The following is a 24,019-nucleotide window of genomic DNA, read 5'->3' as shown; positions in this document are numbered from 1 at the left end:
GCACTATGTTCTACCGCTTGCGGCCGACAGGAATCATTCGACACCGATGAGCAGCGGGTAACCGCCCTGTTCTCCGTCGTAGACGACCAGGTCCACGTCGGGCCTGCCGGCCGCGAGGTGCGCTTCGACGTGCCCGGCCAGCCGTACCGGCGCGTCGGCGCCCGTGACCAGGGTGACCAGTTCGCCGCCGCCCGCCACCATCCGGTCCACGACGAGCGTGGCCACGTCCTCCAGCGTCTCGCCGATCACCGACACGTCGCCGTCGATCAGCCCGAGCACGTCGCCGGGACGGCACACGCCCGCGCTCGTGACCGCCTCGCGGTCGGCCACCACCAGGTGGCCGTGGCGCGTGTGCCCGGCCGCGTCGGTCATGGCCACCACGTCGTCGTCGAAGCGGCGCAGCGGATCGTGCACGGCCAGCGCGGCCAGCCCCTGCACGGTCGCCCTGGTGGGCAGCACGCTGACCACGACGCCGTCCTCACGGGCGATCTCGGCCGCGGCTGTCGCCACCGCCCCGGCGCCCTCGTCGTTCGGCAGCACCGCCACCTCGCTGCCCGCCTCCCGGATGGCGGCCAGCATCGCGGGCAGCGTGGGCCGCGTACCGGGCTCGCGGCGCACCACCACCGCGCCGCACTCCTCGAACAGCGCCGCGATCCCGTCGCCCGCCGCGACCGACACCACTCCCCTGCCCGCGCTGGCTCGGTGCGTACGCTCGGCCAGGTAGGTGATCCTGATCCGGTGCGGCCGGCCCGCGCGCAGCCCCGCCTCGACCGCGGGACCGGCCTCGCCGACATGGACGTGGACGTTCCACAGGCCCCCGCCGCCGACCACCACGAGCGAGTCGCCCATCGCGTCGAGCTCCGCGCGCAGCTTGGCCACCGCGTCGTCGTCGGCGTCGAGCAGGTACATCACCTCGTAGCCGGCGCCCACCTCGGTCATCGGCGAGATCCGCGCGGTCGGCGCGGGCACGTCGTAGCGGTCGCTGTGGGAGTCGGTGATCACCCGTTCGAGCGACTCCAGGATGATCGCGAGCCCGGCGCCGCCCGCGTCCACGACGCCGCTGCGGGCCAGCACGTCGAGCTGCTCGGGCGTGCGCCGCAGCGCCGCGCGCGCCGCCCCGGCCGCCCGCCGCGCGACCGCCGCGAGGTCTCCCGTCACCTCCTGTACGGCCCGCGCCGCGGCCTCCAGCACGCTCAGCACCGTGCCCTCGACCGGCCTGGCCACGGCCTCCCTGGCCAGGCCGGCCGCCCGCAGCAGCCCGGCGCGCAGGTCGGAGCCGTCCTTCAGCACCTCCGCGAGCCCGCGCAGCGCCTGGCTGACGATGACCCCCGAGTTGCCCCGGGCGCCGATCAGCGCGCCGTACGAGAGCGTCTGCCACATCACCGCGGCGTCCACGTCCTCGGGCAGCGCCTCGACCGCCTCGGCCGCGGAGAGCATGGTCAGGTGCAGGTTGGTGCCGGTGTCGCCGTCGGCGACCGGGAACACGTTGAGCGCGTCGATCTCCGCCCTGGCGCCGCCCAGCGCGTCGGTGGCCAGGCGGGCCCAGCGGCGTACGGCGGGCGGGTCGAGAACCTCCATCTGCGCGCTCCGACCTCCCAGCATGCGCTACCGTTCATGCAGGAGGATATCGCCGCATTTGGGCTCGTCTAGTGCTCGGGTTCGCGCCCAGTGGTGCGGATCGGATATTCTCGTCTGGCTGGCCGGTTGTCCCGGCATGCCCTTCGCCCGGAAAGCATCAAGCGGACAGGGCTACATCGACTGTTTTAAGGAGCGATACCGTGGCTTCCGTCTGCGATGTCTGCCGCAAGGGGCCGACCTTCGGCAACAACGTGTCCCACTCGCACCGCCGCACCCGTCGTCGTTGGAACCCCAACATTCAGACGGTCCGCGCGGTCATCGGCGGCACGCCGAAGAAGCTCAACGTGTGCACCTCGTGCATCAAGGCCGGCAAGGTCACCCGCTAGCCGGTTCCGACTTTCGCCAAAGCCCGCCTGCTCGATTCCGAGCGGCGGGCTTTCGCCATGTCCGGGGCGCGCGAACTCAGCGCCAGCGCCAGGCGTGGTCGACCGGGCCGATGCCGTCGCCGAGCGGGAAGCCACGGGCGATGGCGCCCGTCACATACTCCTTCGCCTTGCCCACCGCCGTCGGCACGTCGTCCCCCAGCGCGAGGCGGGCGGCGATCGCCGAGGCGAGCGTGCAGCCCGTGCCGTGCGTGTGCCGGTTGTCCAGGCGCGGGGCGGAGAAGCGATACTCGCTCGTGCCGTCCGTGAGCAGGTCCACGGGCTCGCCGGGCAGGTGGCCACCCTTGATCAGGGCCCAGGTGGGGCCCAGCTCCAGGATGGCGTCCGCGGCGCGGCGCAGGCCGTGCTCGTCCTCGACCTTGACCGAGGTGAGCTGCTCGACCTCCCACAGGTTGGGCGTCACGACGGTGGCGACCGGCAGCAACCGCGTCCTGACCGTATCGACGGCCTCGGGCGCCAGCAGCGGGTCTCCGTGCTTGGACACGCCTACCGGATCGACCACCACCGGCGCCGGGTACGCGCCGAGCGCCTCCGCCACGACTTCGACCAGTCCCGGCGAGGCCAGCATGCCGGTCTTGACCGACTGCGCGCCGATGTCGCCGAGCACCGAGTCGAGCTGCGCCCGTACGGCCTCGGGCGGCAGCTCCCAGTAGCCCTGGACGCCCAGCGAGTTCTGGGCGGTCACCGCGGCGATGACGCTCATGCCGTGGACGCCCAGGGCGAGCATGGTCTTGAGGTCGGCCTGGATGCCCGCGCCGCCGCCGGAGTCGGATCCGGCGACGGTCAGCACGCGTGGAGGGGTCGTAACCGTCATATCGCCCATCCAACCACCTGGCCGATTAGTTGACGGCGCACTCCCCACCGACCAGGCCGCAGTTCGCCGGTGCGGCGCCGCGGCCCGTGGCCGAGATCGTCAGCTGGGTGGAGCCGCCCGTGTCGAGCGACTGGGACAGATCGATGATCAGCTGATCGCCGTCCTGGGTCCACCCGGCGCCCTTCACGTCCAGCACCCGGCCACGGATGGGCAGGGAGACCGTGAGCGCCGGCAGCGCCTCCGCGGAGGCGTTGACGACGTCCAGGTGCGCGGTGTACCCCACGAGCCCCTGGTTGACCACGTCGAAGTTCAGGCTCACCGACTGGCCGCCGGCTAGGGGGTTGGCCGTGACGGAGGACTGGGGATCCACGGGAGCGCCCGTGTTGGGGTCGTTGATCGTCGTGGACTCCTCGGTCGGCTCCTCTGTGGGGCTCTCCGTGGGGCTCGTCGCGACCGGCTCTCTCGTGGGCCGGACCGGATCCTTCGTCTTCGTCTTGGTCGGCGTCGGTGTCGGTGAGGCGCTACGGCGCGGCGTACGCACGTTGACCGTGGCCGACGGCCTCGGGGTGTCGGCGGGCTTGCTCTCCTTCTTGGTCGGCTCGTCGGAGGGCTCCTCCGTGGGCTCCTCCTCCGGGGCGGACTCGGTGACTTTCGGGCCGGGCTGGTTGGAGACCTGTACGGCCGCGCAGGTGGTGCCGGAGCACTTGGCCGGGTCGTCCGAGGAGCTCATGAACTTGACGCCGGCGACGGTGCCGCCCAGGACGACGGCCACGGCGGCGACCGAGAGCAGCGCCACCTTGCCCCGCCCGCCACTGGGTGGTGCGGCGAGCACGTCGGGGTCGGCGGGCGGCTTCTTGCGGCCACGGCGCCTGCGCGGCTCCGGCTCGTCGATCGGCTCGTCCGACGACCAGCCCGAGCCGAGGAAGCCGTTGTCGGCGTTGTCACCGCTGTCCGCCCAGGCGGGCGTGGGCGCGTCGACCATGGTCGGCGCGCCGTACACCTTGATGTCGCCCGGCGCGGGCGGCTCGTTCGGCGGCGGCCCGAACGCCTCGTTGGAGCCGAAGACCTGGGTGGCGCCGAACGGCTCGTTGAAGTCCCGCGTCTCGTTCGAGGAAGGCTCCCCGGCGGGGCCGGGGACGTCCCACTGCGGACGCGTGAAGGCGCCGGTCGTCTCGAACGGCCCCTCCTGGCGGTTCGGCCCGCCCGCTGGAGGTTGCTGCGGTTGGTTGAACACGCCTTCGGGGGGTAGGAAGGCGCCCGTAGTCTCGGTCGGCCCTTCCGGGAACGCGCCCGGCCCCCCAGGGGGCCCTGCGGGCCGCGTGAAGGAGTCTTCCGGGCGCATGAACGCAACCGGAGCCCCCTCGGGCCGGGTGAAGCTGCTTGCGGCGCCTTCCGGGCGCGTGAACGCGCTCGGGGGTTCGGCGGACGACTCCGGAGGCCTGCCCGCGGCCTTCGACCGCGGCGGCGGCGCGAACGCGCCCGTCGTCTCGAACGGGTCAGGGCGTGCGTCAGGAGCCGGTCCGGCCGGGGCCGGTCCGCCTTCCCGTTTCGGCATCGGTGCCCACTGACCCGTCACCTCGACCTGGTCCGGCGGCGAGGGCCAGCCTGGCGGCTCGGCACCTTGCTCGTCCGGGCCCCAGAAGGCGCTCTTGGCGGTCGGATCCGGGACGGCGGCCCACCTCGCGGCGGGGTCGGTGGTGGACCTGAGGTCCAACTGAATGTCGTCGGAGCCCTCGTCCCCCCAATCATCCTCGTCGTCGGATCCACCTGTGCCGTGGCGGCCCATATGGCTGCCCTTTCTGCCGGTTACAGTGGCCGCCAATCTTCATAACACCTTTACTACGGCTTTGTCCCAGCATTCCCGGTAGTCACACCCCAAATCCGCCAAACCTTACACAAATCGCGGCGTAATGTCACGCAAAGTGATCCCATCCGGCATGGCCAGTTTCGCGACCTCGGACGACCACGCCCTGACCTGCGACGACGTCTCCCACGATCCGCCACGAAAGCGGGAGCGCCACCTCGGCGGGGAAGACCGCCGCGAGCGCGTGATCCTCGCCCCCACCGAGGATCCAGTCCAGCGGATCGGCCCCCAGCTCCTTGGCCGCCGCCGCCACCGGCTCCCCCACGACGAACGCCGCCGGGTCCAGCTCGACGCGCACGCCACTGGCCGCCGCGATGTGCCCGAGGTCCTGGAGCAGCCCGTCACTCACGTCGAGCATCGCGGCGGCCCCCAGCTCCGCCGCCTCGGGTCCCGCGGCGTAGGGCGGGCACGGGCGCCGATGCGCGGCCACGGCCTCCCAGAGCGCCTCCTGCGGCCGGGAGAGAGGCATCCCCTCCGAAGCCGCCCACCCGGACTCCAGCAGCGCCAGCCCCGCGGCGGCGTACCCGAGACGCCCGGCCACGGCCACCACCTGCCCCGGCCGCGCGCCCGACCGGGTCACCGGCCTCCGGCCGCCCAGGTCGCCGAGCGCGGTCACCCCGATGACGACCAGCTCGCTGCGCGCGATGTCGCCGCCCACGACGCTCGCCCCCACCACCGCGCACTCCTCGCGGAACCCGTCGGCGAGCGCGTCGAGCCACTCGACGGGCAGGTCCGGAGGCATCCCCAGGCCGACCACGATGGAGGTCGGCACGGCCCCCATGGCAGCCACGTCGGCAAGGTTCTGAGCTGCGGCTTTACGCCCTACGTCGTACCCGCTGGACCAATCGCGGCGAAAGTGCCTACCCTCGAGTAGCAGATCCGTAGACACCACTACGCGTCCGTCGGGCGCACTGACCATCGCCGCGTCGTCGCCGGGACCGAGCAGCACCGTCGCACCTTGCGGCAATCGTCCAGAAATACGAGACACCGCTCCGAATTCGCCGAGATCTCCGACTGTGATGACGCACCTCCTGACGCACACAGGGTACGGTGGCCCTTCGGCGTGATCGAATCGCCCGGGAGGACGTAATGGTGCAGGCCTACATCCTTATTCAGACCGAGGTCGGCAAGGCCGCGAGCGTGGCCCTCGAGATTTCCGGCATCCCGGGAGTCACACAGGCGGAGGACGTCACCGGCCCCTACGACGTGATCGTGCGCGCGGAGGCCAACAACGTCGACGAACTGGGCAAGCTGGTGGTCGCCCAGATTCAGGCCGTGGAGGGCATCACACGCACTCTGACGTGCCCGATCGTGCACATCTGAGGTAAATCTATTTCATGCGCCGCACCACTGTCCTGCTCGCCCTGCTGACCCTCGCCGGGTGCGGCGGTGCCGTGCGAGTGGAGCCGCCCACGCCGGCGGCCGAGGCGGCGGCGGCCTGCGTGAGCCTGGCCGGGCGGCTGCCCAAGACACTCGACGGCGCCGCACGCGGTGAGTCCACGCCGGCGTCGCCGTACGTGGCGGTCTGGGGGGAGGCGGAGATCGCGCTTCGGTGCGGTGTGCCGCGCCCCGCGCGGATGGCGCCGACCGACACGCTGCAGGAGATCGACGGCGTGGGCTGGTTCGCCGACCCCGACCGGCCGACGCTGTACACCGCGATCGCGGACCCCGCCTATGTCGAGGTCACGATCGCGGGCACGCACGAGGCCCCTTCGGTCCTCGCGGACCTGTCGGGGCCGATCGGCAAGATGTCAGCGCAGTCCGGGTGACCGGTTCAGCGCGAGCTGGATGAGCCGGTCGACCAGCGCCGGGTAGGACAGCCCCGAAGCGGCCCACAGCTGCGGCGCCACCGACAACGAGGTGAACCCGGGCATGGTGTTGATCTCGTTGAAGACCAGCTCTCCCTCGGGCGTGTAGAAGAAGTCGACCCGCGACAGCCCCTCGCAGTCGAGCGCCTCGAACGCGCGCACGGCCATCGCCCGCAGCTCCTCGGCCACCGCCTCCGGCAGGTCGGCGGGCACGGTGAGCGACATCTGGTCGGGGTAGTACTTGGCCTCGAAGTCGAAGAACTCCTGACCGCCCTGGACCGTGACCTCGCCGGGCGTCGACGCGATCGCGGGCTCGTCGCCGAGCGATTCGAGCACCGCGCACTCGATCTCGCGCCCCTCGATGGCGGCCTCGATGAGCACCTTGGGATCGTGCTCGCGGGCGAACTCGACGGCCCGCTCCAGCGAGCCCCGGTCGTGCGCCTTGGAGATGCCCTGCGACGACCCGGCCCTGGCCGGCTTGACGAACACCGGCCAGCCGAGCCCCTCGGCCTCCTTCAGCACCCGGTCCCGGTCGAGCCGCCAGTCACGCTCGCGCACCACCACATAGCGCCCGATCGGCAGCCCGGCGGCCGCCATGACCGTCTTCATGTGGGCCTTGTCCATGCCCACCGCGCTGGCCAGCACGCCGGAGCCGACGTAGCGGACCCCGGCCATCTCCAGCAGGCCCTGGATCGTGCCGTCCTCGGCGAACGGGCCGTGCATGACGGGGAAGACCACGTCGACGGCGCCCAGCTCGACGGGGATGCTGCCCGGGTCGTAAGCCACCAGTGAGGCGTCGCCGGACGGCAGCGCCAGGGCCGCGCCGGTGGTGTCGACGGCGGGCAGCTCGCCGGCCTCGATGGCGAACCGCTGGTCTGCCGCGGCCAGCACCCACCTGCCGTCCTGGGCGATCCCGATGGGGATCACCTCGTACTTGCTCCTGTCGATCGCCTCCAGCACGCTGCCGGCTCCCATGAGGGATACGGCATGCTCGGAATTGCGACCTCCGAAAACGACGGCGACGCGTGGCTTGCTCATGAGGTCCGAATCTACCGGCGCGTACCCAGGACAGCGAGTCAAGCGCGCGGTCATGTGCTCAAACGCCGTAGCGCTCGGGCTTGGGCGAGCGGGACATGAGCAGCATCCCCGCCTCGCTCGGCGACATGCCGTCATGCACCACGCCCACGACTACCTCGGTGATCGGCATCTCCACGTCGTGCTTCCTGGCCAGTTCGAGCACGGACTCGCAGGACTTGACGCCCTCGGCGGTCTGCTTGGTGGCGGCGATGACCTCGGCGAGCGTCATGCCGCGGCCCAGGTTCTCGCCGAACGTGCGGTTGCGCGACAGCGGCGAGGTGCAGGTGGCCACCAGGTCGCCCATCCCGGCCAGTCCGGCGAAGGTGTGCGGGTCGGCCCCCAGTGCCGCGCCCAGCCGGGAGATCTCGGCCAGTCCCCTGGTCATCAGCATGGCGCCGACGTTGTCGCCCATCCCCATGCCCGCGGCCACGCCGACGGCCAGCGCGATCACGTTCTTGACCGCGCCGCCCAGCTCGACGCCGACCACGTCGGTGTTGGTGTAGGGGCGGAACCACGGCGGCAGGTGGCAGACGTCCTGCAGCCGCGCGGCGACGCCCTCGTCCGCGCTGGCCACGACGGTGGCGGCGGGCTGGCGCTGGGCGATCTCCTTGGCCAGGTTGGGGCCCGAGACGACGGCGACCCGGTCCTCGGACACCCCCGCCACCTCGCGGATGACCTCGCTCATCCGCTTGGTCGTGCCGAGCTCGATGCCCTTCATCAGGCTGACCAGGACCGCGTCGCGCGGGATGTGCTCGCGCCAGGCGGCCAGGTTGGGCCGCAGCGACTGGGACGGCACGGCGAGCACCACGAAGTCGGCGCCGTCAAGGGCCTCGGCCGGGTCGGTCGTCGCGCGCAGCGAGGGCGGCAGCGCCACACCGGGCAGGTAGTCGAGGTTGGTGTGGCTGCGCTCGATCGCCGCGACCAGCTCCGGCCGGCGCCCCCACAGCACGGTCCTGCTGCCGGCCTCGGCCAGGATCATCGCGAACGTGGTGCCCCACGAACCGGTGCCGAACACGGCCACCTTCGTCATGCCGTCACCGTCCGGCGGGGTCGTAGGGAGCCTCAGGGGCCTTCTGTCCGCGCAGCTCCGCGAGCTGAGCGGTGATCGCCATCATGATGTCGTGGGTGGCCGCGCGCAACACCTCGGCCTCCGGCGGCTTGCCGGCGTATGACGACAGGTCGACCGGCGGCCCCACCATCACGCGGAACGTCTTGCGCGGGAACAGCCTGAGCCGTTTGTCCCCATAAGGCAGCAGTTCCTGCGCGCCCCAGTGGGCCACCGGGATCACCGGCGCGCCGCTCTCCAGGGCCAGCCGCGCCGCGCCCGTCTTGCCGACCATGGGCCACAGGTCGGGATCCCGGGTGCAGGTGCCCTCGGGGTAGAAGAAGATCGCGGCGCCGTCCTTCAGCCGCGCCGACGACTCGTGCAGCGACCTGGCCGCCTCGTTGCTGCCCCGCTCGACCGGGATGGCCCGCAGGGAGCGGATGGCGTGGCCGAGGAGCGGCACCTTGAACAGCACGGACTTGGCCAGGATGACGGGCCAGCGCCCGTTGTTGTAGAGGAAGTGCGACAGCAGGACGGGGTCGGTCCAGGAGAGGTGGTTCGCCGCGATGATCACGCCGCCGGTGCGGGGGATGCGCTCGCCCTTGCGCCAGTCCTTCTTGATCAGGAGCCATGACAGTGGTTTCACGATCACTACGGCCAGGGTCTCCCAGAAACGCGATGGGCGCGTGGGGCGGCTCATGATCTCCTCCTACGGTCTGCGCCCCAAGTCTCCCGGTTGGCCGCATGGGATGTCGAGGCGCGATGCTTAACCCTATGAGCATCCGCTGGTCACTGGTCATTCCGGTGAAGACGCTGGTCGCGGCCAAGACGCGGCTGGCGGCCGCCACGGGCCCCCACCGCACCCGGCTGGCCGTCGCCGTCGCCTGCGACACCGTCGCGGCGGCGCTCTCCTGCCCGCTGGTGGCCCGGGTAATCGTGGTGACCGCCGACCCGGCCGCCGCCGGGCCGCTGACCGCGCTGGGCGCCGAGGTGGTGCACGACCCCGACCGGGGCCTCAACACCGCCCTGCGCACGGGCGCGGCGCACGCCGTACGCCTCGCGCCCGGCGACGCGGTCGGCGCCCTGCAGGCCGACCTGCCCGCGCTCCGCCCGGCGGAGCTGGCCACCGCGCTGGCCTGCGCGGCGGAGTTCGACCAGTCCTTCGTGCCGGACGCGCTCGATGTCGGCACCACCTTCTACGGGGTACGACCGGGTCGCCCGTTCACGCCGCGCTTCGGCGGGGAGTCGCGGGCCAAGCACCTGGCGGGCGGCGCCAAGGAGCTGTGCCCGGAGGGCATCGACTCGGTCAGACGCGACGTGGACACCCCCGACGACCTGCGTGCCGCCATCGCCCTGGGGCTGGGGCGGCACACCGCGGCGGTGGTCGCCGAGCTGTGGCCGCCTTCGTGACGCCTCGCCGCGCCGATCCCCACCGTTTACGCTGGTCCACATGCAGGCGACGGTACGCAGTTTCGATCCGGTGACGCGTTCCGGCACGGTCTTCCTCGATGACGGGACCGTGCTGGAGTTCGGCACGCCCGCCTTCGACGCGGGGCCGCTGCGGCTGCTGCGCTCGGGGCAGCGGGTCCGCCTCGCGATGGCGGATGACGAGATCACCTACATAACGCTGTCGACCTTTCCGCTGCCCGCATAAGGAAACGCCCGGCCCCACGACGGGGACCGGGCGCCCGGCTGCCTCTTTGCCTTACTTCTTCTTCGCGAGCTTCTTGCCGCCGACGTTCACCAGTTCCTTGAAGTCCGAGCCCGGACGGAACTTGGGTCCCCAGCTCTCCGCGACCCGGATTTCGGCACCCGTTGACGGATTGCGAGCGCTCCTGGCCGGCTTGTGGACCATCTCGAAAGCGCCGAAGCCGGTGATCGAGACCTTGTCCCCGCTGGCGACCGCCTTCTGGACGGCGTCGATGATCGCGTTCACGGCCTCCGTGGCCGTTTTCCTGTCGCCCACCCGATCTGCGATGGCATCGACGAGTTCTCGCTTGTTCATAAAGTTCTGCTCCCCCAGTTACGGCTCGGGGTTCCAGCTCATGAGTTCTTACGTAGAAACCCCTTACGCGCTCGAAAGTAGGCGGGATCGCGAGGGAACTCAATCACCGAGCGTGTTTTCGGGTGCGCGTGGCGTGTCGAAATCGCTGTCGAGCGCTTCGAGAAACGCCTCGAGGCGGGCGGCCGCCCTTTCCGGATCCCGCTTGGCCAGATCGCAGATCGCCACATAGCGGCGGGCCAGCCGTTCCTTTTCGGCTGCGGGCAGCATGCGGACGCGGCGGTGCGCTTCGCGCAGCCGCCGCGCCAGTGCGTCGTCTTCTAGACGGTCGTCGGCAGCCATGGCTGCCGACCATTCTCGTACGTCGCCACATCATCGGCATGACGCAGGGTCAGTCCGATGTCGTCGAGGCCCTCCATGAGGCGCCAGCGGGTGTAGTCGTCGATCTCGAAACCGACGACCTCATCGGCCCAGCGGACCTGGCGATCGGCGAGGTCGACGGTCACCGCCAGCCCCGGCTCGGCCTCGACGGCCGCCTGCAGGGCCTCGACCTTCTCGCCCGGCAGGATGACGGGGAGCAGGCCCATCTTGGTGGAGTTGTTGCGGAAGATGTCGCCGAACCTGGCGGCGATCACGACGCGGAAGCCGTACTGCTGCAGAGCCCACACGGCGTGCTCGCGCGAGGAGCCGGTGCCGAAGTCGGGACCCGAGACGAGGATCGAGGCGCCGTCGTAGGACGGGTCGTTGAGCACGAACGTCGGGTCCTCGCGCCAGGCGGCGAACAGGCCCTTCTCGAACCCGGTCCGGCTGACCTGCTTGAGCCAGACGGCCGGGATGATCTGGTCGGTGTCGACGTTGCTGCGGCGCAGCGGCACCGCCGTACCGGTGTGGGTGGTGAAGGCGTCCATCGGAAGGCTCTCCTAAGCGAGGTCGGCGGGGGCGGTCAGATGGCCGGTGACGGCGGTCGCGGCGGCGACCTGCGGCGACACCAGGTGGGTGCGGCCACCCTTGCCCTGACGGCCCTCGAAGTTGCGGTTGGAGGTGGAGGCGCTGCGCTCGCCCGGCTTGAGCGTGTCGGGGTTCATGCCGAGGCACATCGAGCAGCCCGCCTCGCGCCACTCGGCGCCCGCGGCCTTGAACACCTCGTGCAGGCCCTCCTGCTCGGCCTGGGCCTTGACCATCATCGAGCCGGGCACGATCAGCGTGCGGGTGGCCACCTGGCGGCCGCGCAGGATCTCGGCGGCGGCGCGCAGGTCCTCGATGCGGCCGTTGGTGCACGAGCCGACGAAGACCGTGTCGACCTCGATCTCGCGCAGTGGCGTGCCGGCCGTGAGGCCCATGTACTCGAGCGCCCGCTCGGCCGCCGACCGCGCGATCGGGTCGGCGAAGTCTTCAGGACTGGGCACGGACGCGTTCAACGGCAGGCCCTGGCCGGGGTTGGTGCCCCAGGTGACGTACGGCGTGAGCGTCGAGGCGTCGATCTCGACCACCCGGTCGAACTCGGCGTCGTCGTCGGTGCGCAGCGACTTCCAGTATTCGACGGCCTGGTCCCACGCCTCGCCCGTCGGCGCGTGCCGGCGGCCCTTGAGGTAGGCGAACGTGGTCTCGTCGGGCGCGATCAGGCCCGCGCGGGCGCCGGCCTCGATCGACATGTTGCAGACCGTCATGCGGCCCTCCATGGAGAGCTTGCGGATGGCCTCGCCGCGGTATTCGACGATGTAACCCTGGCCGCCGCCGGTGCCGATCTTGGCGATGATGGCCAGGATCAGGTCCTTGGCCGTGACGCCGACGGGCAGCTCGCCCGTGACCTCGATGGCCATCGTCTTGGGCCGGTAGGCCGGCAGCGTCTGGGTGGCCAGCACGTGCTCGACCTCGGAGGTGCCGATGCCGAACGCGATGCCGCCGAACGCGCCGTGCGTGGAGGTGTGGGAGTCACCGCACACGATCGTCATGCCCGGCTGGGTCAGGCCGAACTGCGGGCCGATGATGTGGACCACGCCCTGGCCCGCGTCGCCCATAGGGTAGAGCCGGATCCCGAACTCGGCGGCGTTCTTGCGCAGCGTCTCGACCTGGGTCTTGGACACCGGGTCGGCGATCGGGCCGAGCACGGTCGGCACGTTGTGGTCTTCGGTGGCGATGGTGAGCTCAGGCCTGCGCACGGGCCGACCGGCGAGACGGAGACCGTCGAACGCCTGCGGGCTGGTCACCTCGTGAATGAGGTGCAGGTCGATGTAGAGGAGGTCGGGTTCGCCGTCGGCGCGGCGCACGACATGCTGCTCCCAGACCTTCTCCGCCAATGTGCGGGCCATGATCTCCTCCTGGTTGATTCCGACTTGCCTTCTCATATGTCGAGACGGCAGTATCGGTGTATGGACAACTCTAGCGGAGTCGGCGTACTGGACAAGGCCGTTCTGGTACTCAATGCCCTCGAAGCGGGTCCCGCTTCGCTGGCTCAGCTGGTCCAGGCCACCGGCCTGGCCAGACCCACGGCCCACCGGCTCGCCGTCGCACTCGAGCACCACCGCATCGTGACCCGCGACACGCAGGGCAGGTTCGTGCTCGGCCCGCGGCTTTCCGAGTTGTCCACCGCGGCGGGCGAGGACCGGCTGCTCGCGGTGGCCGCGCCCGTGTTAATGCAACTGCGCGACCTGACCGGCGAGAGCGCGCAGCTCTACCGGCGCCAGGGCGACGAGCGGGTCTGCGTCGCCGCGGCCGAACGGGCCAGCGGGTTGCGCGACACCGTGCCCGTGGGCTCGGCGCTGCCGATGACGGCGGGTTCGGCCGCCCAGATCCTGCTGGCGTGGGAGGAGCCCGACCGCCTGCACCGGGGGCTGCGCGGCGCCAAGTTCACCGCGGCCACGCTGGCGTCGGTGCGGCGCAGGGGCTGGGCGCACAGCGTCGGCGAGCGCGAGCAGGGAGTGGCCAGCGTCTCCGCGCCGATAAGGGGCAGCGGCGGCAAGGTCATCGCGGCGGTCTCGGTTTCCGGACCCATCGAACGGCTGACGCGAGCCCCTGGCCGACTGCACGCCGTGCCCGTGATGGCAGCGGCTGAGCGCATCACCGAGGCCATGCGTCGCACGTCATGATCAGCAAAAGCGCTTATTTGGGGAGCCGAGTGCCTCGCGGGCGCACTAGCCTGAGTGCGTGACAGATCGCATCGAGGTAGCCGCCACTGAGCTGCGACCCCTGCTCGAAGAGTTCATCATGTGGGCACGTGCCAACGCGCCCGAGAGCGACCCCGAGCTCGTGGGACCAGCGGCGCTGTGGCACCGCCTCGCCTTCTCCCAGGATCTCGGCACGTGGAAGCGTGCCGACCTGCGCAACCTGCTGCTCGACCGCATGCCCAAGGTCGTGGAGGACCCCGACGCCGCCGCCGACGGGATGCTGCCCGCCGTGGACGCGTACCTGACGTTCCTCTCCCAGACCGGACGGCTCACCGAGGGTTCGGACTCCCTCTCCGACCTGCAGGCCGAGCTCGACGACGTCGAGGACGACTTCGTCGAGCTGATGGAGGACCTCCTGGACGACGACGCCGAAGGCGACGACGAGGAGGAGGAGGAGGAGATCGGCGACCTGGGCGACTTCGAGCCGTTCGCCGACGCGCTGGCCGACCTCGACACGATCAGGCTGCGCCCCGACTCCGAGCTGGCCGCGGCCGCCCGCACCGTGCCGCTGATCGCCCAGGCCCGCGACCTGGCTCTGTGGGTGGGTTCGGGGCGCCGGGTGGGGGAAGACACCCTGCTCTCCGACGACGAGGTGGCTGAGGCGCTGGCCGCCGTCGGGCTGCCCAGGCCGGAGACCGACGGCTCGCTCGCCGAGGCCGTCCCGCAGCTGTGGAACGTCTGGAACCTCGCCGTCGACCTGGAGTTCCTGGAGCCGGGTGACGCCAACACCGTGGGCGTCCAGGACGACACGTCCGAGTGGCCGTTCGACGACGACGAGGACGTGCTCGACGCCTGGATGCTCGGCCTGCACTCGGTCGACTACGGCGACCCCGAGCTGCCCGACGAGGACCTCACGATGGCCCTGGCGGGCCTCACACGGGGCGTGCTGGTCCGGCTGCTCCTCGGGGGCGGCTCCCGCGACGTCGGCGAGCTCGGCCAGGAGCTGTCCGAGGCCGCCGCCGAGCTCGACGAGCTGGGCGCCGACGCCTGGGAGGCGGCGGGCGACCCGCTCGCCGGGGCGATCGCCTGGCTGACCGGCTACGGCATGGTGGAGGCCGACGGCCAGACGGTCAGCCTCACGCCGCTGGGCACCGAGGGCGTCGTCCATCTGGTCGACGACTCCGACATCGAGGTCGACGCGCGTCCGGCCATCGACTCGATGAGCGCCCACGAGCTGCTCGCGCTCAGCGCCGAGCTGCCGGAGGAGGAGGCCGACGCCGAGTTCGCCGACTGGATGCGGCTGCGCGAGCCGGGCAAGGCGGCCGAGGAGCTGCTGGAGGCCGCCGCCCAGGACGAGTCCGACGCGCTCATCCGGGTGCAGGCGGCCAGCGTGGTCGGCACGCTCGGTGAGGCGGCCATCCCGGCCTGGCAGGAAGCGCTGAAGCAGTCGTCGCTGCGCCCGTACGCGGCCACGCACCTGAGCCAGCTTCAGGTGCCGGACGCGCCGGAGCCGACGCAGGACGACACCCACTGGCTGATCCTCGACATGTGGACGATCTCGGCCGGGCTCGGCAGGTCGGAGTTCGTCGGCAGCCTGCGGGACATCGGGCCCGAGCTGCTCAACAACCTGCTCGAGGTGATCTGGAAGATCCCGCACGCGCACGTCGAAGAGCTGCTCGACCTGATCTCGCAGGTCCACCCCGACAAGCAGGTCGCCAAGGCGGCGCGGCGGGCGCTGTTCAAGGCCCGCTCCAACTCCTAGGCAGTCGTACGGATGGCGCCGCTCCAGTTGCTGGGGCGGCGCCATTCGCGTGCTTCACAGCGGGGCCAATAAAAAAGCCCTCGGCGCTGTGCGCGACCGAGAGCGGTGAAAAAATGTAGTCCCGACCGGATTCGAACCGGCGCTACCGCCTTGAGAGGGCGGCGTCCTGGGCCACTAGACGACGGGACCTTCGTGAGCTTGTGTGACAGTGGTAGTCCCGACCGGATTCGAACCGGCGCTACCGCCTTGAGAGGGCGGCGTCCTGGGCCACTAGACGACGGGACCCTGTCCACAAGCGATGGTGCCGGGTTTCCCCGGCAACGCAGGTAACTCTACCGCACCCTCGGAGCACCTCCAAACCACTATCAGGCCAGCAGATCGGGCCTTTGGCGGCGGACCCAGTCGCCCATCGGGCCGCGTTCCCAGAGCGGGTCGATGGCGCCGAGCGGGATGCCGAGCCACTGGAGGCCGGTCCGCGGATCGACGGGCCCCGCGGCGAGCTGGGCCCGCATCCAGCGGGGCACACGCGGCGGCACCTCCCGGGTGCCCCAGCCGATCAGCCCGGCGGACCGCAGAGCGCCAGCACGGACCCGGACGCCGCCGAGGCGCCCGATCGTACGGGGACTGGCCATCCGGCTCTCCACGACGTCAATGCGCTCCATCCGGGCCCACTCCAGCCGGAGGCGGAAGCCGTAGGCGTCCGCCAGCTCCACGCCCTGCGGGGAGAAACGTACGACGGTGCCCGCCACCATCCGCCGATGCTTGACCGCCAGAACGCCGAGGAGCGCGCAGGCGCCGAGGAGGCCGATCAGCACGCCGGCGATCGAACTGCCCGTCAGGATGGCGCCGAGCAGCAGGCACACCGCGAAGAAGAGCACGAGGGGCATCAGGAGCGGGGCCACGAAGGCGAGGAACGACCCCCGCCGGATCCGGAACTCATCCATAAGCAAAAAACGGATGTCTCTGCGAGACATCCGTTGAACGCTGGGGTACCAGGACTCGAACCTAGACTAACTGAACCAGAATCAGTCGTGCTGCCAATTACACCATACCCCACCGGCCCGAACCCCGTGGGGCGCGTTTTGGCGACGTCCGAAAGAATAGCCCAGCTTGGGGTGCAAGACCAAAACGATTGCCGAACCGCCTTCCTCCGGGGGGCAGGAAGGGTCCGATCGTGCCAAGCTGAGGGGGACAAAGCACCACGTGGAGGAGCCCAAGCGTTGTCAGAGAACCCCTTCTTCGCCCCCAGCGACCTGCCGTACCAACTGCCGCCTTTCGAGGAGATCCGCGAGGAGCATTACCTCCCGGCGTTCGAGCGCGGGATGGCGGAGGGGCTGGCCGAGGTGGACGCGATCGCGGACAGCACCGAGCCGCCCACCTTCGACAACACGATCGCCGCGCTGGAGCGTTCCGGGCGTGTCCTGGAGCGCGTGTCCACGGCCTTCTTCAGCATCGTCTCCTCCAACTCCACCGAGGGCGTCCTGGAGCTGGAGAAGCAGATCTCGCCCGCGCTGGCCAAGCACAGTGACGCCATCCGGCTCAACCGTGCGCTCTGGGCCCGCATCAAGCAGGTGGCCACCGACGACCCCGAGGAGTCGTGGCTGCTGGAGAAATACCGCGAGGACTTCGTCAGGGCCGGCGCCGACCTGTCGGAGGCCGAGCAGGGCGAGCTCAGGCGGCTCAACGAGGAGCTGTCCCGGCTGTCCACCGAGTTCGCCCAGAACCTGCTCAAGGCGCTGAGCGAGTCCGCGCTGGTCGTCGACGACGCCAAGGACCTCGACGGCTTCGACGAGGCCACGATCCAGTCGCTGGAGAAGGACGGGCGCTACGTCCTGCCGCTGCTCAACTACACCAACCAGCCGGGGCTGGCCCAGCTCACCGACCGTGAGGTGCGCCGCAGGCTCTACACGCTGAGCGTGGAGCGGGCGCCGCGCAACTTCGAGCTGGCGATCAGGATGGCGACGCTGCGGGCCGAGCGGGCCGCGCTGCTGGGCTTCCCCAGCCACGCCGCCTACACGGTCGCCGACCAGACGGCCAAGACCGTGGAGGCGGTCGAGGGCATGCTGGGGCAGCTCGTCGGGCCGGCCGTACGCAATGCCAAGAAGGAGGCGGAGGCGCTCGCCGAACAGGCCGGGTTCGCGATCGAGCCGTGGGACTGGTCCTACTACTCGGAGAAGGTGCGCCAGGCCCGCTACGACTTCGACGCCGCGGCGATGCGGCCCTACTTCGAGCTGTGGCGCGTCTTCCGGGACGGCGTGTTCCACGCGGCGACCCGGCTCTACGGCGTCACGTTCACCGAGCGGCCCGACCTGAAGGGCTACCACGAGGACGTACGCGTCTACGAGGTGTTCAACGAGGACGGCGGCCCGCTCGGCCTGTTCCTGCTCGACCCGTACGCCCGGCCCAACAAGCGTGGCGGCGCGTGGATGAACAACCTGGTCGACCAGTCGGGCCTGTTCGGTGAGCAGCCGGTCGTGATGAACAACCTCAACATCACCAAGCCGGCCTCCGGGCCGACGCTGCTGACGTACGACGAGGTCAACACGGCCTTCCACGAGTTCGGGCACGCGCTGCACGGATTGTTCTCCGAGGTGCGCTTCCCCCGCGTGTCGGGCACCAGTGTGCCGCGCGACTTCGTCGAGTACCCGTCCCAGGTCAACGAGATGTGGGCGACCTGGCCGGAGATCCTGGCCAACTACGCCAAGCACCACGAGACGGGCGAGCCGATGCCCGCCGAGCTGGTGGAGAAGATGAAGGCCGCGGAGAAGTTCAACCAGGGCTTCATGACCGTCGAATACCTGGCCGCGACGCTGCTCGACTGGGCCTGGCACAAGCTGGCCGCGGGCGAGGCGGTGGCCGACGCCGAGGAGTTCGAGTCCGCGGCGCTGGAGACGGCCGGGATCGCCCTCTCGACGGTCCGGCCGCGCTATCGGACCAACTACTTCGCGCACATCTTCGCGGGGGGCTACAGCGCCGGCTACTACTCCTACATCTGGAGCGAGGTGCTCGACGCCGAGAGCGTCGAGTGGTTCAAGGAGAACGGCGGGCTGGAGCGGGCGAACGGCGACCACTTCCGCCGCGAGCTGCTGTCCAAGGGCGGCAGCCTCGACTCGCTGACCGCCTTCCGCAACTTCCGCGGCCGCGAGCCGAGCATCCAGCCGCTCCTGGAGCGCCGCGGCCTGCTCTGACCGCCCGCACGGCTCAGGGGTGCGACGCTGTCGCACCCCTGAGTTCAGCCCTGGAGTCGCGTCAGTGCGGCGCGGATCCGCTCCTCGGTACGCTCGCGGCCCAGCACCTCGATCGACTCGAACAGCGGCAGACCCACCGTCCGGCCCGTGACGGCCACGCGCACGGGCGCCTGGGCCTTGCCGAGCTTGAGGCTGTGGGCGGCGCCGACCTGCTCCAGCGCCTCCTTGAGGGACTCGGGGTCCCAGTTGACGGTCTCCAGCCGCTCCAGGTAGCCGCTGAGGATCTCCACCGGGGAATTCTTCATCGCCTTGTCCCAGGAAGCCTCGTCGAACACGGGCTCGTCCAGGAAGAGGAAGTCGACGTTCTGCCTGATCTCGGCCAGCACGGCGATGCGGGTCTGCGCGAGCGCCGCGACCTTGCTGAACATCTCCCGGTCCCAGTCGTCCTCGAGGTAGGGCGAGCAGCGCTCCTCGAACGTCTCGACGGGCAGGGCGCGGATGTACTCGCCGTTGAAGGCCCGCAGCTTCTTCTCGTCGAAGAAGGCGCTGGCGGAGTTGACGTCCGCCAGCGCGAACAGCGGCACCATCTCCGCCCACGGCATGATCTCGCGGTCGTCGCCGGGCCCCCAGCCGAGCAGCATGAGGTAGTTGACCATGGCCTCGGCCAGGTAGCCATCGGCGCGGTAGTCCTCCAGCGCCACCTTGTCGCGGCGCTTGGACAGCTTCTTGCGCTGCTCGTTGACGATCACCGGCAGGTGCGCCCAGACCGGCGGGTTGGCGCCGAGCGCGGGCCACAGGAGCTGCTGCTTGGCCGCGTTGCCCAGGTGCTCCTCACCGCGTATGACGTGGGTGATGCCCTGGGTGATGTCGTCGACCGCGTTGGCCAGCACGTAGAGCGGCGAGCCGTCGGTGCGGGCGATGACGAAGTCCTCCTGGGCGTCGTTGGGGAACTCCACCCGGCCCCTGATGACGTCCTCGACGACGGTGACACCCTCGTCGGAGGTACGGAAGCGGACAGCGCCCTCGGTCAGCCCCCGGTCACGGCAGAAACCGTCATAACCCTTGTGCTCGGAGCCGGTGCGGGCGACGAGCGCCTCACGGGTGCAGTCGCAGAAGTACGCCTTGCCGTCGGCGAGCAGCTTGGCCACGGCCTCGCGGTGCTGCGGCTCGTAGGCCGACTGGAAGTAGGGGCCCTCGAACACCGGGTTGGTGCCGTTGATGCCGATCCAGTCGAGCGCCGAGATGATGCCCTCGGTCCACTCGGGGCGGTTGCGCGTCGCGTCGGTGTCCTCGACGCGTAGCACGAAGCGGCCGCCGGACTGTTCGGCCAGCGCCCAGTTGAACAGCGCCGTGCGGGCGCCGCCTACGTGGAACATGCCGGTAGGCGACGGGGCGAAACGCACCCGTAGATCAGTCACGGGAGACCACCTTGTTCGTCAGAGTGCCGATGCCTTCGATGCCGACGCTGACCTCGTCACCGACCTCGACCGGGCCGACGCCCGCCGGGGTGCCGGTGAGGATCACGTCGCCGGGGATCAGCGTCATGACCGCGCTGACGTAGGCGACCAGCGCGGGGATGTCGTGGATGAGCTGGTTGGTACGGCCGCTCTGCCGCACCTCTCCGTTGACCGTCGTCGTGAGCGCCAGGTCGGAGGGGTCGAGGTCGGTCTGGATCCACGGCCCGAGCGGGCAGAAGGTGTCGAAACCCTTGGCCCTGGTGAACTGGACGTCCTTCTTCTGCAGGTCGCGGGCGGTGACGTCGTTGGCGCAGGTGTAGCCGAAGATGACGTCCTTGGCCCGCTCGACCGGCACCTCGCGGCAGAGCCTGCCGATCACCACGGCCAGCTCGCCTTCGTAGTCGACGCGGTGAGACAGCGTCGTCGGGTAGGCGATCGGCTCACCGTGACCGATCACGGAGGTCGACGGCTTGATGAAGATGAGCGGCTCGTCCGGGACCTCGTTGCCCAGCTCGCGGGCGTGATCGGCGTAGTTTCTGCCGATGGCCACCACTTTGCTGGGCAGCATCGGGGCCAGCAGCCGGACCTGGGACAGCGGGAAGCGCTCGCCGGTGAACTGCACGTCCCCGAACGGGTGGCCGGAGATCGCGGACACGAACTCCTCACCTGGGCCACCCTCGACCACGCCGAACGACACGCCTTCGCCTGTGGAGAACCTCGCTATACGCACCTGACAAGGCTATCGCCGCCGTCCCGCGCTCTGCCCGCCTAATAAATCGGTCACAAACGCACCTAAAGTCCGTTTTGCCGCGCATCGTCAGTTGAATGGAGGTTACGGGGACTTTAAGAGCACATCGAGTGCGGGAGGTGACGGATCGTGGCTGACACGGTAGCCAATCAGCAGGGCACCGTACCGCGGGCCAGGACGGTGGAGGAAAGCCAGACCAGCTCACTGGTGACCGGCAAGGGCACCACCACCATCGACGACGCGGTCGTAGCGAAGATCGCCGGACTCGCGGCACGCGAGGTGCCGGGCGTCTACGACATGGGCGCCGGCGCCGCGAGGGCGTTCAGCACCATGCGCGGCATGGTCGGCGCCGACAAGAGCTTCGCCCAGGGCGTCTCGGTAGAGGTGGGCGAACGGCAGGCCGCCGCGGACCTCGACCTGGTCGCCGAGTACGGCATCGCGATCCCCGAACTGGCCGCGGCCGTGCGCCGGAACGTCATCAACGCGATCGAGCGCATGTGCGGGCTCGAGGTCACCGAGGTGAACATCAGGGTCGACGACGTCCACCTGCCCATGCGGGACACACCCGCGAAAGAGATCGGCGGTACGAGCGGCACGGGCGACATGGGTGCCACGGAGCGGGAGCCCAGAGTCCGATGACCGGTGCCCGGGCGAGCGGCCCTCAAGTGTCTGCCGCTCAGACGACCGACTCCCAGGTGGTCGGCCCTGAGGCGGGCGGGCCTGAGGCGGGCGGCGCCCAGGTGACCGAGGTACGGCTGATCGGCGAGCGGGCCGTCGCCTGTGCGGGAGTGGCCGGGCTGTCGGGCGGTCTCATCGACACGGTGGCGACCTATCTGCCCGGCGAGCGCCTCACGGGCGTGTCCGCGGACGATCACGAGGTGAACATCGCCATCGTGGCGCGGCTCGACCGCCCCCTCCCCGAAACGGCCGAAGAGGTACGGCGGGCGGTGGCCGACCTGGCCGGCGACCGTCTGGTGAACATCCGGATCGACGACGTGGTGCCCGCGGACACACCTGCGGCACCCGAGGACGCGGTGAAGGAGACCTCATGAACAACATCTCGTGGCTGCCCGTGATCGGCATGTCGGTAGGCATGGTGCTGGGCATAGTCGGAGCATTCGGCGGGCTCGGCGCCTTCCTGCTCGTGGTCGTCCTGGGCGCGATCGGTCTCCTGGTGGGCCGCATCATGGAGGGCGGCGAGGTGAACCTGTCGAACCTCACGTTGAGGCGCAGATGACCACCGACCTGCCCGCGTCCGAGACGGCCGTCGTAGTGGTACCGGAGCAGCGCCCCGCTCCGGTACCGCCCGAGCGGCGTGGCCGTACCGAGGTCGCGGACCGCGTGGCGGGCAAGATCGCCGGCCATGCCGCGCGCGAGGTGGCCGGGGTACGCGAGGTGAGCGAGCGCGGCGGGCTGCGCCGGACGCGCCCGGCGAGCGCGACGGTGCGTGGCGGCGACGTCGAGATCGGGCTGACCGTGTCCGTGGCCTACCCGGTGCCGCTGCGCGCGGTGGCCGGCCAGATCAGGAACCACGTGGCGGCCAGAGTCGCCGCGCTGACGGGCCTGCGGGTGTCACGCGTGGACGTCACGATGACCGAGTTCACGATGACCGACTTCACATCCCCACCAACGGCCACATGGGAGGAACCGCGCGAAACGCCGGGACAAGCGCCGCAAGGCTCCTCATGGGAGGCGACACGCGAGGCACCGCAGGAAGGACCGCGCGAAACAGCGGGGCGAGCACCGCAAGGCTCCTCATGGGAGGCGACACGCGAGGTTTCGCGAGAGGCGACACGTGAGGCACCGCAGGAAGCACCGCGACAGACCTCGCCAGAGGCACCGCAGGAGGGACCGCGGGGGGTTTCGTCATGAGTACCGGTGCCGACCGAGCGGGCAAGCCGGTGACGAGCCTCGCCGACGAGGCGACGGACGCCCCGCTGGCCGGGGAAGGCGGCTGGATGACAGACGGCCGCACCGTGACCGGCGCCTCCGGCCGGGCGGCTGATCGGGCGGCGCTGCGGGCGTTCCGGCCGCGGCGGACCGTGCCCGCCGTCGTGGTGGCCGCGCTGCTCACCGTGCTGGGCGCGGTGGTCGCCGCCGAGACGGTCTCGGCGCTGGCGGGGCGGCCGCTGCGGTGGGTGCCCCTGGACCGGCTGCTGATCTGGGCGGCGTCGACTCCGTGGAACGACCCGCTGTTCCTGCTCGGCACCGCGCTGGTCACGCTGATCGGGCTGGCGCTGGTGGTGACCGCGCTGGTGCCCGGAAGGCCGAGATTTGTCCCGGTACGTACCGGAGACGCCGACCTGATCATCGGCATGCGGCGCAAGAGCTTCGCCAGAGCGCTGGCGCACGCCGCCGAAGGGGTTCCGGGCGTGCACTCGGCCCGCGCCTCGGTCCACGGCAACACCGCCGCCGTCACCGCGACCACCTCCGGGTGGGATCGGGAACGGTTCGGCGAGGCCGTACGGGCGATGGTGCTGTCGAGGCTCGCGGCGCTGAACCCCGTCGAGCCGTACCAGGTGAAGGTCAACGTGAGGGAGCGCAAGTGAACCGCAGAACCAGCCGAGGCAACCGGTGGGGACTGGCCCTGACCGGCATCGTGCTCGCCGTACTCGGCGGCTGCGCGCTGGCGCGTGGCATGGGGGCGTTCGGGCGGGACGCGGCGGGAACGGCGATCGCGGACGCTCGCGTGCGGTTCTTCCTCGTGGCCTGGAGCCCGTGGATCTGGTGGGTCGTCGCGCTGGTGGCCGTGATCGTGGCGCTGCTCGGCCTGCGCTGGCTGTTCGTCCAGGGCCGCCGCGACAGCCGCGACTCGCTGCGGATGGAGACCGGCCCCGGGGGCGTCACCGACGTCACCGCGAAGGGCATGGCCGCCGCGGTCGCGGCGGACGTCGCGACCAGCCCCGCCGTGCTGAACGCCGGGGCCGACCTGGGAGGTTCCGGCAACCGGCTGATGGTACGGCTGCGCCTGGTGGCCGACGAGCAGGCGTCGATGAGCGAACTCAGGGACCACCTGGCGGGCGTGGCGATCCCGCACATGCGCAGCGCGCTGGAGGCCGAACACGTACCGGCGGTGGCCCGCGTGACCCTGGAACCCGCCCCGGCCTCACACCGCGTCGTCCATTGAGA

Annotated in this window: 29 protein-coding genes and 3 tRNA genes; 15 read left to right on the top strand and 17 right to left on the bottom strand. The window is 70.6% G+C overall.

What is annotated here, in order from left to right:
• Nucleotides 1-33: 33 nt before the first annotated feature.
• Nucleotides 34-1,578 (bottom strand): DAK2 domain-containing protein, encoded by a 1,545-nt coding sequence (locus KME78_RS17515; RefSeq protein WP_219530147.1) that lies wholly within the window; start codon nt 1,576-1,578, stop codon nt 34-36.
• Between the two features lie 200 nt (nt 1,579-1,778).
• Here KME78_RS17515 and rpmB point away from each other — a divergent pair, with 200 nt between their 5' ends.
• The gene (gene rpmB, locus KME78_RS17510) at nt 1,779-1,964 is read left to right on the top strand and encodes a 50S ribosomal protein L28 (RefSeq protein WP_049556934.1); all 186 of its coding nucleotides are present in this window, start codon (nt 1,779-1,781) and stop codon (nt 1,962-1,964) included.
• 76 nt (nt 1,965-2,040) lie between these two features.
• On the opposite strand, the gene thiD is transcribed toward rpmB, so the two are convergent.
• Together thiD and KME78_RS17500 are read right to left on the bottom strand one after the other, a co-directional pair.
• Nucleotides 2,041-2,844 carry a bifunctional hydroxymethylpyrimidine kinase/phosphomethylpyrimidine kinase gene (thiD, locus tag KME78_RS17505; protein ID WP_219530145.1) on the bottom strand — a complete coding sequence of 268 codons (804 nt, stop codon included), beginning with the start codon at nt 2,842-2,844 and terminating at the stop codon, nt 2,041-2,043.
• A gap of 16 nt (nt 2,845-2,860) precedes the next feature.
• Complete coding sequence (locus KME78_RS17500; RefSeq protein ID WP_219530143.1) at nt 2,861-4,069, bottom strand: flagellar basal body-associated FliL family protein; 1,209 nt, start codon at nt 4,067-4,069, stop codon at nt 2,861-2,863.
• Between the two features lie 106 nt (nt 4,070-4,175).
• Here KME78_RS17500 and KME78_RS17495 point away from each other — a divergent pair, with 106 nt between their 5' ends.
• Nucleotides 4,176-4,403 carry a hypothetical protein gene (locus KME78_RS17495; RefSeq protein WP_219530141.1) on the top strand — a complete coding sequence of 76 codons (228 nt, stop codon included), beginning with the start codon at nt 4,176-4,178 and terminating at the stop codon, nt 4,401-4,403.
• A 345-nt stretch (nt 4,404-4,748) separates the two neighbouring features.
• Here the strand turns inward: KME78_RS17495 and KME78_RS17490 are convergent, their stop codons facing one another.
• Nucleotides 4,749-5,741 carry a thiamine-phosphate kinase gene (locus KME78_RS17490; protein WP_219530139.1) on the bottom strand — a complete coding sequence of 331 codons (993 nt, stop codon included), beginning with the start codon at nt 5,739-5,741 and terminating at the stop codon, nt 4,749-4,751.
• Nucleotides 5,742-5,788: 47 nt separating this feature from the next.
• Here KME78_RS17490 and KME78_RS17485 point away from each other — a divergent pair, with 47 nt between their 5' ends.
• Both KME78_RS17485 and KME78_RS17480 read left to right on the top strand, forming a co-directional pair.
• A complete protein-coding gene (locus KME78_RS17485) occupies nt 5,789-6,022 on the top strand; it encodes an Lrp/AsnC family transcriptional regulator (protein WP_219530137.1) in 234 nt (77 codons plus the stop codon).
• 14 nt (nt 6,023-6,036) lie between these two features.
• Nucleotides 6,037-6,468 carry a DUF3515 domain-containing protein gene (locus KME78_RS17480; protein ID WP_219530135.1) on the top strand — a complete coding sequence of 144 codons (432 nt, stop codon included), beginning with the start codon at nt 6,037-6,039 and terminating at the stop codon, nt 6,466-6,468.
• On the opposite strand, the gene KME78_RS17475 is transcribed toward KME78_RS17480, so the two are convergent.
• From KME78_RS17475 to KME78_RS17465, 3 genes are read right to left on the bottom strand one after another with little or no spacing between them, the layout of a single operon-like run.
• Nucleotides 6,451-7,545 carry a D-alanine--D-alanine ligase family protein gene (locus KME78_RS17475; protein ID WP_219530133.1) on the bottom strand — a complete coding sequence of 365 codons (1,095 nt, stop codon included), beginning with the start codon at nt 7,543-7,545 and terminating at the stop codon, nt 6,451-6,453. The two genes, KME78_RS17480 and KME78_RS17475, sit on opposite strands and share 18 nt — an antisense overlap.
• A 58-nt stretch (nt 7,546-7,603) precedes the next feature.
• Entirely contained in the window at nt 7,604-8,614 is a 1,011-nt protein-coding gene (locus tag KME78_RS17470) for an NAD(P)H-dependent glycerol-3-phosphate dehydrogenase (RefSeq protein WP_219530131.1), read from the bottom strand.
• A gap of 4 nt (nt 8,615-8,618) precedes the next feature.
• Nucleotides 8,619-9,329, bottom strand: coding sequence for a lysophospholipid acyltransferase family protein (locus KME78_RS17465; RefSeq protein ID WP_219530129.1), 711 nt, complete (start codon nt 9,327-9,329; stop codon nt 8,619-8,621).
• 74 nt (nt 9,330-9,403) lie between these two features.
• Between KME78_RS17465 and cofC the strand changes: the two genes are divergently transcribed.
• Both cofC and KME78_RS17455 read left to right on the top strand, forming a co-directional pair.
• Nucleotides 9,404-10,039: a 2-phospho-L-lactate guanylyltransferase gene (gene cofC / locus KME78_RS17460; RefSeq protein ID WP_219530127.1), complete on the top strand. Its 636-nt coding sequence runs from the start codon at nt 9,404-9,406 to the stop codon at nt 10,037-10,039.
• A gap of 40 nt (nt 10,040-10,079) precedes the next feature.
• Nucleotides 10,080-10,283: a hypothetical protein gene (locus KME78_RS17455; RefSeq protein ID WP_219530123.1), complete on the top strand. Its 204-nt coding sequence runs from the start codon at nt 10,080-10,082 to the stop codon at nt 10,281-10,283.
• Between the two features lie 51 nt (nt 10,284-10,334).
• On the opposite strand, the gene KME78_RS17450 is transcribed toward KME78_RS17455, so the two are convergent.
• From KME78_RS17450 to leuC, 4 genes are all read right to left on the bottom strand, one after another.
• Nucleotides 10,335-10,634, bottom strand: a complete 300-nt coding sequence (locus KME78_RS17450) for an HU family DNA-binding protein (RefSeq protein ID WP_214636943.1) — start codon at nt 10,632-10,634, stop codon at nt 10,335-10,337.
• A gap of 99 nt (nt 10,635-10,733) precedes the next feature.
• On the bottom strand, nt 10,734-10,973 hold the full coding sequence (locus KME78_RS17445; RefSeq protein ID WP_219530121.1) for an SCO5555 family protein: 240 nt from the start codon (nt 10,971-10,973) through the stop codon (nt 10,734-10,736).
• On the bottom strand, nt 10,952-11,539 hold the full coding sequence (gene leuD, locus KME78_RS17440) for a 3-isopropylmalate dehydratase small subunit (RefSeq protein WP_219530119.1): 588 nt from the start codon (nt 11,537-11,539) through the stop codon (nt 10,952-10,954). Before leuD ends, KME78_RS17445 begins: the two co-directional genes overlap by 22 nt.
• Before the next feature lie 12 nt (nt 11,540-11,551).
• Nucleotides 11,552-12,940: a 3-isopropylmalate dehydratase large subunit gene (gene leuC / locus KME78_RS17435; protein WP_219530116.1), complete on the bottom strand. Its 1,389-nt coding sequence runs from the start codon at nt 12,938-12,940 to the stop codon at nt 11,552-11,554.
• A gap of 60 nt (nt 12,941-13,000) precedes the next feature.
• On the opposite strand from leuC, the gene KME78_RS17430 reads away from it, so the two are divergent.
• On the top strand, nt 13,001-13,717 hold the full coding sequence (locus KME78_RS17430; RefSeq protein ID WP_214636939.1) for an IclR family transcriptional regulator: 717 nt from the start codon (nt 13,001-13,003) through the stop codon (nt 13,715-13,717).
• Nucleotides 13,718-13,775: 58 nt separating this feature from the next.
• Entirely contained in the window at nt 13,776-15,497 is a 1,722-nt protein-coding gene (locus tag KME78_RS17425; protein WP_219530114.1) for a hypothetical protein, read from the top strand.
• A gap of 116 nt (nt 15,498-15,613) precedes the next feature.
• Here KME78_RS17425 and KME78_RS17420 read toward each other — a convergent pair.
• The 4 genes from KME78_RS17420 to KME78_RS17405 form a co-directional block, all read right to left on the bottom strand.
• Nucleotides 15,614-15,686, bottom strand: a tRNA-Glu gene (locus KME78_RS17420).
• 20 nt (nt 15,687-15,706) lie between these two features.
• Nucleotides 15,707-15,782: transfer RNA gene (locus KME78_RS17415), tRNA-Glu, on the bottom strand.
• Nucleotides 15,783-15,862: 80 nt separating this feature from the next.
• Complete coding sequence (locus KME78_RS17410) at nt 15,863-16,441, bottom strand: SoxR reducing system RseC family protein (protein WP_219530112.1); 579 nt, start codon at nt 16,439-16,441, stop codon at nt 15,863-15,865.
• A gap of 40 nt (nt 16,442-16,481) precedes the next feature.
• Nucleotides 16,482-16,553 (bottom strand) — tRNA-Gln (locus KME78_RS17405).
• Between the two features lie 164 nt (nt 16,554-16,717).
• On the opposite strand from KME78_RS17405, the gene KME78_RS17400 reads away from it, so the two are divergent.
• Nucleotides 16,718-18,685: a M3 family metallopeptidase gene (locus KME78_RS17400; protein WP_219530110.1), complete on the top strand. Its 1,968-nt coding sequence runs from the start codon at nt 16,718-16,720 to the stop codon at nt 18,683-18,685.
• Nucleotides 18,686-18,729: 44 nt separating this feature from the next.
• On the opposite strand, the gene gltX is transcribed toward KME78_RS17400, so the two are convergent.
• The gene (gltX, locus tag KME78_RS17395; protein WP_219530108.1) at nt 18,730-20,103 is read right to left on the bottom strand and encodes a glutamate--tRNA ligase; all 1,374 of its coding nucleotides are present in this window, start codon (nt 20,101-20,103) and stop codon (nt 18,730-18,732) included.
• The gene (locus KME78_RS17390; protein ID WP_219530106.1) at nt 20,096-20,872 is read right to left on the bottom strand and encodes a fumarylacetoacetate hydrolase family protein; all 777 of its coding nucleotides are present in this window, start codon (nt 20,870-20,872) and stop codon (nt 20,096-20,098) included. The genes gltX and KME78_RS17390 overlap by 8 nt, the downstream gene beginning before the upstream one ends.
• 147 nt (nt 20,873-21,019) lie before the next feature.
• Between KME78_RS17390 and KME78_RS17385 the strand changes: the two genes are divergently transcribed.
• From KME78_RS17385 to KME78_RS17360, 6 genes are read left to right on the top strand one after another with little or no spacing between them, the layout of a single operon-like run.
• Nucleotides 21,020-21,529 (top strand): Asp23/Gls24 family envelope stress response protein, encoded by a 510-nt coding sequence (locus KME78_RS17385; RefSeq protein WP_219530105.1) that lies wholly within the window; start codon nt 21,020-21,022, stop codon nt 21,527-21,529.
• Nucleotides 21,530-21,555: 26 nt separating this feature from the next.
• Nucleotides 21,556-21,942, top strand: a complete 387-nt coding sequence (locus KME78_RS17380) for an Asp23/Gls24 family envelope stress response protein (protein ID WP_219530104.1) — start codon at nt 21,556-21,558, stop codon at nt 21,940-21,942.
• Nucleotides 21,939-22,127, top strand: coding sequence for a hypothetical protein (locus KME78_RS17375; RefSeq protein WP_219530102.1), 189 nt, complete (start codon nt 21,939-21,941; stop codon nt 22,125-22,127). The genes KME78_RS17380 and KME78_RS17375 overlap by 4 nt, the downstream gene beginning before the upstream one ends.
• Nucleotides 22,124-22,762 (top strand): Asp23/Gls24 family envelope stress response protein, encoded by a 639-nt coding sequence (locus KME78_RS17370; protein WP_219530100.1) that lies wholly within the window; start codon nt 22,124-22,126, stop codon nt 22,760-22,762. Before KME78_RS17375 ends, KME78_RS17370 begins: the two co-directional genes overlap by 4 nt.
• Complete coding sequence (locus KME78_RS17365) at nt 22,759-23,439, top strand: DUF6286 domain-containing protein (protein WP_219530097.1); 681 nt, start codon at nt 22,759-22,761, stop codon at nt 23,437-23,439. Before KME78_RS17370 ends, KME78_RS17365 begins: the two co-directional genes overlap by 4 nt.
• On the top strand, nt 23,436-24,017 hold the full coding sequence (locus KME78_RS17360; RefSeq protein ID WP_219530096.1) for an alkaline shock response membrane anchor protein AmaP: 582 nt from the start codon (nt 23,436-23,438) through the stop codon (nt 24,015-24,017). Before KME78_RS17365 ends, KME78_RS17360 begins: the two co-directional genes overlap by 4 nt.
• The last annotated feature ends 2 nt before the right edge of the window (nt 24,018-24,019 follow it).

This window comes from Nonomuraea guangzhouensis (assembly GCF_019396345.1).
GTDB lineage: Bacteria > Actinomycetota > Actinomycetes > Streptosporangiales > Streptosporangiaceae > Nonomuraea > Nonomuraea guangzhouensis.
The sequence above is the reverse complement of the archived record's forward strand: the minus strand, read 5'-3'. Positions and strand labels throughout refer to the sequence as shown.

Excerpts from the sequence above, each read along its gene's own strand:
- KME78_RS17515 (WP_219530147.1), bottom strand. The coding sequence starts at position 1,578 with ATGGAGGTTCTCGACCCGCCCGCCGTACGCCGCTGGGCCCGCCTGGCC.
- thiD (WP_219530145.1), bottom strand. The coding sequence starts at position 2,844 with ATGGGCGATATGACGGTTACGACCCCTCCACGCGTGCTGACCGTCGCC.
- KME78_RS17495 (WP_219530141.1), top strand. The coding sequence starts at position 4,176 with ATGAACGCAACCGGAGCCCCCTCGGGCCGGGTGAAGCTGCTTGCGGCG.
- KME78_RS17485 (WP_219530137.1), top strand. The coding sequence starts at position 5,789 with ATGGTGCAGGCCTACATCCTTATTCAGACCGAGGTCGGCAAGGCCGCG.
- KME78_RS17480 (WP_219530135.1), top strand. The coding sequence starts at position 6,037 with ATGCGCCGCACCACTGTCCTGCTCGCCCTGCTGACCCTCGCCGGGTGC.
- KME78_RS17475 (WP_219530133.1), bottom strand. The coding sequence starts at position 7,545 with ATGAGCAAGCCACGCGTCGCCGTCGTTTTCGGAGGTCGCAATTCCGAG.
- KME78_RS17470 (WP_219530131.1), bottom strand. The coding sequence starts at position 8,614 with ATGACGAAGGTGGCCGTGTTCGGCACCGGTTCGTGGGGCACCACGTTC.
- KME78_RS17465 (WP_219530129.1), bottom strand. The coding sequence starts at position 9,329 with ATGAGCCGCCCCACGCGCCCATCGCGTTTCTGGGAGACCCTGGCCGTA.
- cofC (WP_219530127.1), top strand. The coding sequence starts at position 9,404 with ATGAGCATCCGCTGGTCACTGGTCATTCCGGTGAAGACGCTGGTCGCG.
- KME78_RS17455 (WP_219530123.1), top strand. The coding sequence starts at position 10,080 with ATGCAGGCGACGGTACGCAGTTTCGATCCGGTGACGCGTTCCGGCACG.
- KME78_RS17450 (WP_214636943.1), bottom strand. The coding sequence starts at position 10,634 with ATGAACAAGCGAGAACTCGTCGATGCCATCGCAGATCGGGTGGGCGAC.
- KME78_RS17445 (WP_219530121.1), bottom strand. The coding sequence starts at position 10,973 with ATGGCTGCCGACGACCGTCTAGAAGACGACGCACTGGCGCGGCGGCTG.
- leuD (WP_219530119.1), bottom strand. The coding sequence starts at position 11,539 with ATGGACGCCTTCACCACCCACACCGGTACGGCGGTGCCGCTGCGCCGC.
- leuC (WP_219530116.1), bottom strand. The coding sequence starts at position 12,940 with ATGGCCCGCACATTGGCGGAGAAGGTCTGGGAGCAGCATGTCGTGCGC.
- KME78_RS17430 (WP_214636939.1), top strand. The coding sequence starts at position 13,001 with ATGGACAACTCTAGCGGAGTCGGCGTACTGGACAAGGCCGTTCTGGTA.
- KME78_RS17410 (WP_219530112.1), bottom strand. The coding sequence starts at position 16,441 with ATGGATGAGTTCCGGATCCGGCGGGGGTCGTTCCTCGCCTTCGTGGCC.
- KME78_RS17375 (WP_219530102.1), top strand. The coding sequence starts at position 21,939 with ATGAACAACATCTCGTGGCTGCCCGTGATCGGCATGTCGGTAGGCATG.
- KME78_RS17370 (WP_219530100.1), top strand. The coding sequence starts at position 22,124 with ATGACCACCGACCTGCCCGCGTCCGAGACGGCCGTCGTAGTGGTACCG.
- KME78_RS17365 (WP_219530097.1), top strand. The coding sequence starts at position 22,759 with ATGAGTACCGGTGCCGACCGAGCGGGCAAGCCGGTGACGAGCCTCGCC.